We start from the raw sequence: 13,452 nt of genomic DNA on the forward strand, positions 1-13,452 counted from the left end.
ACGTAAAAAGTGGATAATGTTCGTGTTTTTTGCGAATATGAAATCGAGAGGACGATATGATGAAAGTATTTGATTACGAAGATATTCAACTGATTCCTAATAAATGTATCGTAAACAGCCGTTCAGAATGTGATACAACTGTGACTTTAGGTTCACATACATTTAAAATGCCGGTTGTACCAGCAAATATGCAAACGATCATTGATGAAACGATTGCGGAATTTTTAGCTGAAAATGGTTATTTCTATATCATGCATCGTTTTGACGAAGAAGCACGAATCCCATTTATCGAAAAAATGAAAGCAAGAAATTTAATTTCTTCTATTAGTGTAGGAGTGAAAAAAGACGAGTATGCTTTTGTAGAAGAATTAGCAGAAAAATCGCTTGTACCAGATTATATTACAATTGATATTGCCCATGGACATTCAAATGCTGTGATCGCGATGATCCAGCATATCAAAAAGCATTTACCAGATACGTTTGTCATTGCAGGGAACGTCGGCACGCCAGAAGCCGTTCGAGAATTAGAAAACGCTGGAGCAGATGCAACGAAAGTCGGCATTGGCCCAGGAAAAGTATGTATCACAAAAATCAAAACTGGTTTTGGTACTGGTGGTTGGCAATTAGCGGCACTAAGATGGTGCGCGAAAGCTGCCCGCAAACCTATCATTGCTGACGGTGGCATCCGTACACCTGGAGATGTCGCGAAATCAGTACGTTTTGGTGCGACGATGGTGATGATCGGTTCATTGTTTGCAGGACACGAAGAATCACCAGGAGAAACAAAAGTTGAGAACGGTGTCGTTTACAAAGAATATTTTGGATCAGCTTCTGAATTCCAAAAAGGCGAAAAGAAAAATGTTGAAGGTAAGAAAATTTGGATTCAACACAAAGGATCTTTAAAAGATACGTTAGTTGAAATGCAACAAGATTTACAATCTTCGATTTCTTATGCCGGTGGTCGTGATTTAGAATCGATTCGTAAAGTCGATTATGTCATCGTTAAAAACTCGATTTTCAATGGAGATACGATTTAATTCGAAGTAAGAGAGGTCGGGACGGAAGTGTTCAGCCTCGAGAAATAAGGCGCCATCCACGAAAATTGTTTTTTAAATTTTTGTGGATGGCGCCTTATTTTTCGAAGAGGTTACTTTTGTTCCCACCGTTTATTCGGTTATAGGTGGGTCAGGTGAACGAATGTCCCGCTCCCTTTTTTTACATTTTCTTTCTTTTTGAAACTAAGCTACAATAGTAGAAAGTAAATATTTGGAGAATGCACATGTGGACGAGAATAACTAAACATAAAGGTTCTGCTTACCAACAGATCATGGATCAAATTTTGAAGAAAATCGAAAATGGGCAATTGCAACCAGGAGATAAATTACCTTCTGAAAGAATGTTTGCTGATTTTTTTGGTGTGAATCGCACGACTGTTGTTCATGCGTTAGATGAATTGCGTGGGCTAGGGATATTGGAAAGTCGTCAAGGGAGTGGTCGGTTTATTTCTTCGGTGACTTGGGGTGATTTTTCAGAGCCGCGGATCGATTGGCGTCAATTGATCTCTGCAAGATACGATAAAATCGTTGATAGTTACGGAGAAAAAGTCAAAGAAGCAAGTCGGAAATCCGATTTTTTAGATTTATATTCAAGTGAAATGCCGCTTGATGTATTACCTAATATGAAGATGCCCAATTATACATTAGAAGGTATTTTAAAAGAAGAACAAGCCGTTTCCGTGTTTGGGTATCAACCGCTGATGGCGCAGATCAGAGAACGCTTGATCAGAAATAACGGATTTTCGTTTAAAAAAAGTCAATTGCTAATCACTGGTGGGGGACAACAAGCGATCTTTCTGATTTTACAAACCATTTTGTCGGTAGGAGATGCCATCGCGGTGGAATCCCCCACTTTTTTCTACCGCTTGCCATTGTTTAAAGCACTTGGTACCCGCTTGTTCGGTATTCCGATGGATGATCAAGGGATTGATCTAGAAAAATTGGAAGAAGCTATTCATAAGCATAAGATCAAAGCGGTCTTAGTCAATCCAAATTTTCAAAATCCGACAGGTACAGTGATGGCTGTTGAACGTCGCCAACGTTTAGTCGCGCTGTGCCGCAAATACCAATTGCCGATCATAGAAGACGATGTATTTGCAGATTTAGCCTTTTCTCCGGAGCAACAAGCTTCGATCGCTCCGATCCATGCGATTGATCCGGAAAATGTCTTGTATGTCGGCTCGTTATCGCGTTTGTTGGGGGAAACGACTAAAATTGGTTGGATCGTAGGCCCAACTATTCTGATCCAACGATTGTCTGAGGCACAAAAAATGATGGATGTCTCTTTGAGTATCTTTACACAAATGGCAGCAACTGCTGTTTTTGATTCTTCTTTTGACCAAAACATGGCAAGTCTGTGTCAACGACTAGAAAAGAACAGTCAGCTTTTACGTAGTTGGGTCGATTCGCAATACTTCTTTCATTTAGCCCCTCTTGCAGGCGGATATTATGGCTGGTTGACTTGGGAGGGTGAAAAGTTCACGAAAGTATTAGCAGAAAGATTATTACGTGAGGGGTTAGGTGTGGCTCCAGGTTATCTTTTTGGCGAAGACATTGGTTTAAGAATCAACTATAGCCGTATGAGTCCTGATGACCTACCATTGTTCGTTTCACGAATGGACAAACTACGTACATGGTTGGAAGCGAAAGAGAAGCAATAGTAAGAAAAGAAAGAGTAACTTTTGTTATTTTTTCTTTTCTTTTTTATTTTGTGAAGAAATTTCTGGAAAAGTTGGCGTATTGCCTGTTAATTAAAAGAAATATGTAGTTGGACAGGCTTATTGTTTGTAAAAAAGCCTATGTTAAGGATAAAATTAAAGTAAGTGGTTTGTGTAATCACTCACTATCGAGAAAAAAATTAATACAGTGATTGGTAAAAGGTTGTAACAACTTGAATACAGAAAAGAAACGATTGTTATAAAAGGGGAGAAACATCTCTATGTTTTTTTAGAAAAAATGTAAACCGCTTACTACCTTGTGATTACCTTCACTATTTTAACAGAGATAGGGATTGTTATAATTTTTTTAAATGGTGAAAATTTGTGCTTAAAGCTTGTATTTCGGAGGAATACGTGATAATTTATTAGTGAAGCCGGAGAAATAGTGATACAGATATCGTCGCTGTTTCAACCGCGGAATGAAGAGAGTTTCTTATAGATGAGAGAGGAATGTGTGATAAATGGCAAACAAGAAAACACCTATCGACTTCCAAGCGTTGCTTGAAGAAGTCAATTCAGATTTTCCGGTATACCAAGCACTTGATCAAGATGGGAAAGTAGTAAACCCTGATCTTGTTCCAGATTTGACAGATGAAGAGTTAGTAGAATTGATGACTAGCATGGTTTGGTCTCGTGTATTGGATCAACGCTCAACAGCATTGAACCGTCAAGGACGTTTAGGATTTTTTGCTCCTACTGCTGGACAAGAAGCAAGTCAATTAGCTAGTGCATTCGCTTTTGACAAAGAAGATGTACTATTACCAGGTTACCGTGATGTTCCACAATTGATCAAACACGGCTTACCTTTATCTCAAGCATTTCTATGGTCTCGTGGGCATGCAGCTGGAAACTTCTACCCAGAAGAATTGAAAGCTCTACCACCACAAATCATTATTGGTGCACAATACGTCCAAGCAGCAGGTGTTGCATTAGGACTTAAAAAACGTAACAAGAAAAATGTTGTTTTCACTTATACAGGTGATGGCGGTTCTTCTCAAGGTGACTTCTATGAAGCAATCAACTTTGCTGGAGCTTACCATGCGAATGCTGTATTCTACATCCAAAACAATGGATTTGCGATTTCAACACCTCGTGAAAAACAAACAGCAGCAAAAACATTAGCGCAAAAAGCAGTAGCAGCTGGTATCCCTGGTATCCAAGTAGATGGTATGGACCCATTAGCCGTTTATACTGTTTCAAAAATGGCACGTGACTGGGCAGTCTCTGGTAACGGACCTGTATTGATCGAAACATTGACTTACCGTTACGGTCCACATACATTATCTGGTGATGACCCAACACGTTACCGTGAAAAAGATGTTGACGATGAATGGCAATTAAAAGATCCATTGATACGTTTCCGTAAATACCTAACTGAAAAAGGTTTATGGAGCGAAGAAAAAGAAGAAGCAGTCATCGAACAAACAAAAGAAGAAATCAAAGCAGCAATTGCTGAAGCAGATAAAGTTCCAAAACAAAAAGTTTCAGATTTCTTGAAAAATATGTTTGAAGAAACACCACAAACAATCAAAGAACAAATTGCAATCTATGAAGCGAAGGAGTCGAAATAACCATGGCACAAAAAACAATGATTCAAGCAATCACAGATGCCTTAGCACTTGAACTTGAAAACGACGAAAACGTACTCGTTTTTGGTGAAGATGTCGGCAAAAACGGAGGCGTATTCCGTGCAACTGAAGGATTGCAAGAAAAGTTCGGTGAAGACCGCGTATTTGACACTCCTTTAGCAGAATCAGGTATTGCCGGATTAGGTTTCGGTTTAGCACTTGAAGGATTCCGTCCTGTCCCTGAAATCCAATTCTTTGGCTTTATTTTTGAAGCAATGGATGAAGTTGTAGCACAAATGGCTCGTACGAGATACCGTATGGGTGGAACAAGAAATATTCCAGTAACGATCCGTTCACCATTTGGTGGTGGTGTTCATACACCTGAATTACACTCAGATAACTTAGAAGGATTGATTGCTCAATCTCCTGGTATCCGTGTAGTGATTCCGTCAAACCCATATGATGCAAAAGGATTATTGATTGCTTCTATTAGAAGTAATGACCCTGTTGTTTTCTTGGAGCATATGAAACTTTATCGTTCATTCCGAGAGGAAGTGCCAGATGAAGCGTACGAAGTGCCTTTAGATAAAGCCGCAGTGACTCGTGAAGGAACAGATGTATCAATCATCACTTACGGTGCAATGGTACGTGAAGCCATCAAGGCAGCAGATAATCTTGAAAAAGAAGGTATCTCTGTTGAGATCGTTGACCTACGAACAGTTGCTCCATTAGATGTTGAAACAATCATCAAATCTGTTGAAAAAACAGGACGTGTCGTTGTTGTTCAAGAAGCACAACGTCAAGCAGGCGTAAGCACTCAAGTAATCTCTGAAATCTCTGAACGTGCAATTCTTTCATTAGAAGCACCAATCGGACGCGTTTCTGCACCAGATACTGTTTTCCCATTCGGTCAAGCAGAAAACATCTGGTTGCCAAATGCTTCTGACATCGAAGCAAAAGTAAAAGAAATCGCAGAATTTTAAGGAAAGAAAGGACGTTAAAAACCCATGGCTTACCAATTTAAATTACCTGATATCGGTGAAGGTATCGCAGAAGGTGAAATCGTTAAATGGTTCGTTCAACCAGGCGATACGATCAATGAAGACGATACATTGTTAGAAGTACAAAATGACAAATCAGTGGAAGAAATTCCATCTCCAGTAACAGGAACAGTGAAAAGCATCGTTGTTCCAGAAGGTACAGTTGCAAATGTTGGTGACGTATTAGTTGAGATCGATGCACCAGGACATGAAGGAAACGAAGAAAGCGGAAGCGAAGGCGTGGCAGCTACTGAGCAAACACCTGAAGCACCTGCTGCTGAACCAACAACAGAAAGTTCATCTGCATCAGCAGAAGCTTCTGACGGTGGCGTATTCCAATTCAAATTACCTGATATCGGTGAAGGTATCGCAGAAGGTGAAATCGTTAAATGGTTTGTTAAAGCCGGTGACACGATCAATGAAGACGATACATTATTAGAAGTGCAAAATGACAAATCAGTGGAAGAAATTCCATCTCCAGTAACAGGGACTGTGAAAACAATCGTTGTTTCTGAAGGTACAGTCGCAAATGTTGGTGACGTATTGGTTGAGATCGACGCGCCAGGACACAATAGTGCACCTGCAAGCAAACCAGCGGCAGCAACTTCTGATGCAAAAGTGGAAACTTCAGGTTCTTCAAGTATCCCTGAAGCGGCAAACCCAGATAAACGCGTATTAGCAATGCCATCTGTTCGTCAATTCGCTCGCGAAAAAGACGTGGATATCAGTCAAGTTTCTGCAACTGGAAAAGGCGGACGTGTGACAAAAGAAGATATCGAAAACTTCTTATCTGGCGGAGGGGCTCCAGCAGCTGCAAGCAAACCTGCTGAATCAGCTGCACCAACAGAAGCATCTGCTGAAAAACCAGCTGAAACAAAAGCTGCTCCAGCAAAAGCATTCAAATCAAACTTAGGCGATCTAGAAGAACGTGTGGCATTGACACCAACACGTAAAGCAATTGCAAAAGCAATGGTCAACAGCAAACAAACAGCACCTCATGTCACTTTACATGATGAAGTTGAAGTAACAAATCTTTGGGATAACCGTAAGAAATTCAAAGAAGTGGCAGCTGCTAACGGCACGAAATTAACGTTCTTGCCTTACGTTGTCAAAGCGTTGACTGCAACAGTCAAAAAATTCCCAATCTTGAATGCGTCAATCGATGATGCAAAACAAGAAATCGTTTATAAAAACTATTACAATATCGGTATCGCAACAGATACAGACCATGGTTTGTATGTGCCAAACGTGAAAGATGCTGACCGTAAAGGAATGTTTGCGATCGCAGACGAAATCAACGAGAAAGCAAAACTTGCTCATGATGGCAAACTAGCGGCAGACGATATGCGTAACGGAACGATCACGATCAGTAACATTGGTTCAGTTGGTGGCGGCTGGTTCACACCAGTAATCAACTACCCTGAAGTAGCAATCTTAGGTGTAGGAACAATTGCACAACAACCAATCGTCAATGCTGAAGGTGAAATCGTTGTTGGCCGAGTGATGAAATTATCATTGAGTTTCGATCACCGAATCGTCGATGGTGCGACAGCACAACAAGCAATGAATAACATCAAACGTTTATTAGCTGATCCAGAGCTATTAATGATGGAAGGATGAGAAACAAATGGTAGTTGGAGATTTTGCTGTTGAATTAGACACAGTTGTAATCGGTGCGGGACCTGGCGGCTATGTCGCTGCCATCCGCGCTGCTGAAATGGGCCAAAAAGTAGCGATCATTGAAAGAGAATATATCGGCGGCGTTTGTTTGAACGTTGGTTGTATTCCTTCTAAAGCGTTGATCGCAGCAGGTCATCATTATCAAGAATCACTTGATTCATCGATGTTCGGTGTAACAAGTGAGAATGTCTCACTAGATTTTACAAAAACACAAGAGTGGAAAGACAACAAAGTAGTGAAAACATTGACTTCAGGTGTCGGCTACTTGTTGAAAAAACACAAAGTTGAAACGATCGAGGGCGAAGCATTCTTCGTAGATGATCATACATTACGTGTGATCCATCCGGATTCTGCTCAAACTTATTCATTCAACCATGCTATCGTTGCGACAGGTTCTCGTCCAATCGAAATCTCTGGATTCAAATTTGGTGGTCGTGTCTTAGATTCTACAGGTGGATTAAGCCTAACAGAAGTTCCTAAGAAATTCGTCATCATCGGCGGCGGGGTAATCGGTGCTGAACTTGGTGCGGCTTACGCAAACTTAGGTTCTGAAGTAACGATCCTTGAAGGTTCACCACAAATTTTACCTACGTATGAAAAAGACTTGGTGAAATTAGTGGAAGATGACTTCAAGAAAAAAGGCGTAACAGTCATTACAAATGCAATGGCTAAAGAATCAATCGACAATGGTGATAGCGTAACTGTAAAATATGCAGTAGACGGAAAAGAAGAATCAGTAACAGCTGACTACGTGATGGTCACTGTTGGACGTCGTCCGAATACTGAAGACATGGGCTTAGAACAAGCAGGTGTTGAAATCGGTGAACGTGGCTTGATTCCAGTTGATAATCAAGGACGTACAAACGTACCTAACATCTTTGCAATCGGCGACATCGTTCCAGGCGCTGCTTTAGCACATAAAGCAAGTTATGAAGCAAAAATCGCCGCAGAAGCAATCTCTGGCAAAAAAGTAGCAGTTGACTACAAAGCAATGCCAGCTGTTGCCTTTACTGATCCTGAATTAGCATCAGTAGGGATGACGATCAAAGAAGCAAAAGAAGCCGGACTAGAAGCAACAGCTTACAAATTCCCATTCTCAGGGAACGGTCGTGCTTTATCATTAGGTAAAACAGAAGGCTTTATCCGCTTAGTGACAACGAATGAAGACAATGTCATCATCGGTGCGCAAATAGGTGGAGTTGGAGCAAGTGATATGGTTTCTGAACTTGCTTTGGCAATCGAATCAGGTATGAACGCTGAAGATATTTCATTGACGATCCATCCACATCCATCTTTAGGTGAGATCACAATGGACGCAGCTGAATTAGCTTTAGGCTTACCGATCCATATTTAATCATTCAACTAAATGCAACTTTCTCTGAGAAGAGAGAGTTGTGTTTTTTTATACTCTAAATAGCGACTATAAAATTATTATGTAAACTAAAATAGAGCAAAACCACTTGGAAGAAGTCTTCTTTCTATGATAAACTGAAAGGGATGAATAGAATAGGAGATAATATCTATGAATGAGTATCAATATCCATTAGACTTGGACTGGACCACTGAAGAAATGGTCATCGTGATGAACATGTGGGAAGCCCTCGAAAAAGCGAATGAACAAGGAATCAATAATCAGGAATTTCTATCAACCTATCAACAATTCAAAACAGTGATCAAATCGATCGGAGAAGAAAAACGGTTAGGACGCGAGTTTGAAAAAGCTTCTGGCTATTCGCTATACCGTACTATTCAAGAGGCAAAGAAGAACACCAACAAAATGCTAAAAATGAATGGGTGAGACGATGGAGAAAATGATTGAGGAAATAATTGCCTGGTTGGCAGCAGCAAAAGAAAAGATCCTCCATGCACAAAATGAGCAACTAACAGTTGCAGAAAAAACGAATCGTAAAGATCTAGTGACAAACATGGATCGAGAAATCCAAGCATTTCTGATCAATAAAATCCATTCTGCCTATCCTCAAGCAAAAATTTTGGCAGAAGAAGAAGGATACAACAACTTATCTGATTTGAGTGGTCAAGTCTTTATCATTGACCCCATTGATGGTACGTTGAACTTCGTGGTACAAGGAGAAAATTTTTGTATCATGCTTGCTTATTACGAAGATGGAGTGGGACAGCTAGGATTCATCTATGATGTCATGCGAGATGAATTATACTGGGGCGGTAAAACGATCGGTGTTTACAAAAATGACGTGAAATTACCCCAACCGCAAGACCTTCCATTAGACAAAGGATTAGTAGCAATCAATAGCTATCTCTTCGGTCATGATCGATTCAACATCCATGCGATTGGTGAACAAAGTATCGGCGTTCGGATGTGTGGCTGTGCAGGCTTAGAATTGATTGCGATGTTAAAAGGCAACCACATCGGCTATATCTCTAATCTAAGTCCCTGGGATTACGCAGCTGGTAATGTCTTGTTGGAAGAATTCGGTATGCGATATAGTGGGTTTTCCGGTGCACCATTGAGTTTCAGTGGCAGAGAATATTATTTAGCCGCAACTCCAACCGCCTATGCGACCATGCTTGACATGCTTCAATTGGATTGATTATTTTTCTAGCTTTGAGATACATCCATCAAAAAAGTTCTTATAAAATAAGGGCTCTTTGTCAATAAGGACTGATGAGTTGTGCAAAATCAAATCTGGGTCAGAATGAACCTCATTCTGGCTCAGATTTTTTGTTATCTTACTTTGATTAATTGATTGATCAAAAAGATTCTAATTCTCATGTTCTCGAATGATTTAAATCCGTAGGATACTCGTTTCATTGTCTTTATGTGGGTATTCTTCGCTTCTATTTTTCCATTGGAATAAGGATAGATCATTGCGTTGGTGATGCCTTCTTCATAGGTCAGAAGGTTTTGAAGCTTTTCCCGAAAGCTGTCATCCAACGTTTCGGGAAGTTCTGCTAATAAGGAGAAAAATAAGTCAGGGTCTTTGTCTCGAAAGGCTTCAACTAATTCATGAAAAAAGGGATACGCCTCCTTTAGGGGCGTAGAAAACTCAAGCAATCGATCAATCATCATTGCTTCAGTAAGAAATGGGTATTTTGGTGCTCGGAAACTTTTCCATGTTTTGTATTCATAATGGTTGATGTTTGCACGATTTTTTAGCAAAAAGCGCCAGTTCTTTTTCAGTTTTTCTGCCTGGCTTTTCTGTCCTGCTTTACGAAGTTCATTCATTTCACGGATACGCAACTCATTGAACGCTTGATTCATGTGTTTGACAATATGAAACCGATCAATCACTATTTTCGCATTTGGCAGAACACGTTTGGTGAGCTGGAAGTAGGCGGCGTTCATGTCTGTCACCAAGAATTCTACTTCTTCTGGATTGGTACACTTTAAGAAATAGCTTGTTAATCGAGGTAATTTACGCGTAGGCAAAACATCTATTAATTTTCCTGTTTCGCCATCTGCGCAAATAAAGCTCATTTTATCTTCTATGGAAGCATGCGAACGAAATTCATCAACCATCAATACTCTTGGGAGAATCTTCTTAGATTGCTTTGGTAAATAGCTTTTAAACTCTTTCAATGTACGAATAACAGTGGTCAAAGATACCTGACAGCTTTTCGCAATAAAAGATAAAGATACTTTTTCAGTCAGTAAAGAAGCAATTTTATATCTAACATGATTTGCGATTGAATGTCTGGATTGGACAAAATAACTTTGAGCAGTCCAATGGGTTCGGCAGTTTTTACAGGTATAGCGCTGCTTTTTTAGGCGCATAACCAAAGGCATATGATTGTATTGTTCAAAACGGACAATCGTTTCTTTTTTTCCATTTTTCACTATAATTGCTTTCCCGTTTCCATCTACCACAGTAGAACCACAACTTCTACAAGCACGAGGAGTAGGCGAGAGAACAGCATCGACGACCAACGTCTTTTTCTTCTGAAGGGTCTCGTAAGAGACCTCTGTAATCATCAAATCTTTCTCTATTATTCTCAGCATTTTTTTGATAGAATCATTCATATAGCATATCGTCCTCTCAGTTGTTTATTTTGTGGTGATTTAATCATACTAGAGAACGATATGTTTTTTAATACCTAAAATGAAAATGGGACTGAAGAATCAATTCTGATTCATCAGTCCCATAAATTATAGAGCCAAAATAAGTGGGGGACGATAAAATTGCTTTTTTGAGCAATGTAATCCTTCGCTTATTTTTTTGATCGATGATAGTATCGGAACATTCATTTATAGAATATGCTATTGGAAAAGTTTTTGTAATGACTTTTTTTTACATAAATTCGGATTTTTCGTGCTGTTTTGATTAGAAAAAGGGCGAATTATTAATTTTCTCGAAAAAATGAAAACATTTCACTATATTTCATGAAAAAAGTTTGGTATAATAAACAGTCGAGTAAAATTGCCCTGTGATAAAGAATCGATAAAAAAGGAGTTACTTAAATTGAATAAAAGAAATGACATCCGTAACGTAGCGATCATCGCCCACGTCGACCACGGAAAAACAACATTAGTTGATGAACTATTAAAACAATCTGACACATTAGACGCCCACACTCAATTACAAGAACGTGCGATGGACTCAAACGCACTTGAACAAGAACGTGGAATCACAATCTTAGCGAAAAATACAGCTGTTGATTATAAAGGGATTCGCGTCAATATCATGGATACACCTGGACACGCGGACTTCGGTGGTGAAGTAGAACGTATCATGAAAATGGTAGACGGCGTTGTCTTAGTTGTAGATGCCTATGAAGGCACCATGCCTCAAACACGTTTCGTATTGAAAAAGGCTTTAGAACAACATATCACACCGATCGTTGTTGTAAACAAGATCGACAAACCATCCGCTCGTCCTGAGTATGTGGTAGATGAAGTCTTAGAATTATTTATCGAATTAGGCGCAGACGATGATCAATTGGATTTCCCAGTGATCTACGCATCTGCTTTGAACGGAACATCTAGCTTATCCGATGATCCAGCGGACCAAGAACCAACAATGGCACCGATCTTTGATACAATTGTCGAAGCTATTCCTGCACCAGTTGACAATAGCGATGAACCTTTACAGTTCCAAGTATCATTACTTGATTACAATGATTATGTTGGACGTATCGGTATCGGCCGTGTCTTCAGAGGGAAAATCAAAGTTGGTGACCAAGTATCACTGATCAAACTTGATGGCACAGTGAAGAAATTCCGTGTGACAAAATTATTTGGTTTCTTTGGCTTACAACGTTTAGAGATCCAAGAAGCTAAAGCTGGTGACTTGATCGCTGTCTCAGGAATGGAAGATATCTTCGTTGGGGAAACAGTTACACCAGTCGATCATCAAGAAGCATTACCGATCTTGCATATCGATGAACCAACATTACAAATGACTTTCTTAGTCAATAACTCTCCATTTGCTGGACGCGAAGGAAAATACGTGACATCACGTAAAATCGAAGAACGTTTGATGGCAGAATTACAAACAGACGTTTCACTTCGTGTTGAACCAACGAATTCACCAGATGCTTGGACAGTTTCAGGTCGTGGTGAACTTCACTTATCGATCTTGATCGAGAACATGCGTCGTGAAGGTTATGAGTTACAAGTATCACGTCCAGAAGTTATCGAAAGAGAGATCGATGGCGTAAAATGTGAACCATTTGAACGTGTTCAAATCGACACACCAGAAGAATACATGGGTAGTGTCATCGAATCATTGAGCCAACGTAAAGGTGAAATGCAAGATATGGTCCATACAGGAAATGGTCAAATTCGTTTGACATTCTTGACACCTGCTCGTGGATTGATCGGTTACTCAACAGAATTCTTGTCAATGACTCGTGGTTACGGAATCATGAACCATACATTTGATCAATACTTGCCAATGCTTCCTGGCCAAATCGGCGGACGTCACCAAGGTGCGTTAGTATCCATCGATACAGGTAAAGCAACAACGTATTCAATCATGAGTATCGAAGAACGTGGTACTGTATTTGTTGAACCAGGTACAGAAGTCTACGAAGGTATGATCATCGGTGAAAACAGCCGTGAGAATGACTTGACAGTCAATATCACAAAAGCAAAACAAATGACTAACGTTCGTTCAGCTAACAAAGACCAAACATCAGTCATCAAAAAACCAAAACAATTAACACTTGAAGAATCATTAGAATTCTTGAACGACGATGAATACTGTGAAGTAACACCAGAAAACATCCGTCTAAGAAAACAAATCTTAGAAAAAAATGCGCGTGAAAAAGCATCTAAAAAGAAAAAATAATAATTTTGACCGAATCCTAGAGAAAGCTCTGGGATTCGGTTTTTTTGTTATATAGGATCGATCATCAAATCAAACATAGTTATTCAATTAAATACTAGCTAAAAGCTGTTTGTGAACCGCTT

At 39.7% G+C, this 13,452-nt stretch carries 10 protein-coding genes; 9 read left to right on the forward strand and 1 reads right to left on the reverse strand.

The genetic code is table 11. The features are described from left to right. The first annotated feature begins 59 nt into the window (after positions 1 to 59). The 8 genes from guaC to HZ311_RS13860 all read left to right on the forward strand — a co-directional run bounded on the left by guaC (position 60) and on the right by HZ311_RS13860 (position 9,631). Positions 60 to 1,037 carry a GMP reductase gene (gene guaC / locus HZ311_RS13825; protein ID WP_137072322.1) on the forward strand — a complete coding sequence of 326 codons (978 nt, stop codon included), beginning with the start codon at positions 60 to 62 and terminating at the stop codon, positions 1,035 to 1,037. 242 nt (positions 1,038 to 1,279) lie between these two features. Continuing rightward, on the forward strand, positions 1,280 to 2,716 hold the full coding sequence (locus tag HZ311_RS13830) for an aminotransferase-like domain-containing protein (RefSeq protein WP_178946758.1): 1,437 nt from the start codon (positions 1,280 to 1,282) through the stop codon (positions 2,714 to 2,716). Positions 2,717 to 3,234: 518 nt separating this feature from the next. Further along, positions 3,235 to 4,344: a pyruvate dehydrogenase (acetyl-transferring) E1 component subunit alpha gene (pdhA, locus tag HZ311_RS13835; protein WP_010735671.1), complete on the forward strand. Its 1,110-nt coding sequence runs from the start codon at positions 3,235 to 3,237 to the stop codon at positions 4,342 to 4,344. A gap of 2 nt (positions 4,345 to 4,346) precedes the next feature. Further along, complete coding sequence (locus HZ311_RS13840; RefSeq protein WP_010735670.1) at positions 4,347 to 5,324, forward strand: alpha-ketoacid dehydrogenase subunit beta; 978 nt, start codon at positions 4,347 to 4,349, stop codon at positions 5,322 to 5,324. A 24-nt stretch (positions 5,325 to 5,348) separates the two neighbouring features. Next, entirely contained in the window at positions 5,349 to 7,001 is a 1,653-nt protein-coding gene (locus HZ311_RS13845) for a dihydrolipoyllysine-residue acetyltransferase (RefSeq protein WP_023519524.1), read from the forward strand. A 7-nt stretch (positions 7,002 to 7,008) separates the two neighbouring features. Then, on the forward strand, positions 7,009 to 8,415 hold the full coding sequence (lpdA, locus tag HZ311_RS13850; protein ID WP_178946759.1) for a dihydrolipoyl dehydrogenase: 1,407 nt from the start codon (positions 7,009 to 7,011) through the stop codon (positions 8,413 to 8,415). Between the two features lie 168 nt (positions 8,416 to 8,583). Further along, on the forward strand, positions 8,584 to 8,859 hold the full coding sequence (locus HZ311_RS13855) for a UPF0223 family protein (RefSeq protein WP_010735667.1): 276 nt from the start codon (positions 8,584 to 8,586) through the stop codon (positions 8,857 to 8,859). Between the two features lie 4 nt (positions 8,860 to 8,863). Beyond that, a complete protein-coding gene (locus HZ311_RS13860; RefSeq protein WP_137072328.1) occupies positions 8,864 to 9,631 on the forward strand; it encodes an inositol monophosphatase family protein in 768 nt (255 codons plus the stop codon). Positions 9,632 to 9,765: 134 nt separating this feature from the next. Here the strand turns inward: HZ311_RS13860 and HZ311_RS13865 are convergent, their stop codons facing one another. Further along, complete coding sequence (locus HZ311_RS13865) at positions 9,766 to 11,061, reverse strand: ISL3-like element ISEfa11 family transposase (RefSeq protein ID WP_010734358.1); 1,296 nt, start codon at positions 11,059 to 11,061, stop codon at positions 9,766 to 9,768. Positions 11,062 to 11,500: 439 nt separating this feature from the next. On the opposite strand from HZ311_RS13865, the gene typA reads away from it, so the two are divergent. Then, positions 11,501 to 13,330: a translational GTPase TypA gene (gene typA / locus HZ311_RS13870; protein WP_010735665.1), complete on the forward strand. Its 1,830-nt coding sequence runs from the start codon at positions 11,501 to 11,503 to the stop codon at positions 13,328 to 13,330. Positions 13,331 to 13,452 lie beyond the last annotated feature (122 nt).

It is taken from the genome of Enterococcus mundtii (genome assembly GCF_013394305.1).
Taxonomy (GTDB): domain Bacteria; phylum Bacillota; class Bacilli; order Lactobacillales; family Enterococcaceae; genus Enterococcus_B; species Enterococcus_B pernyi.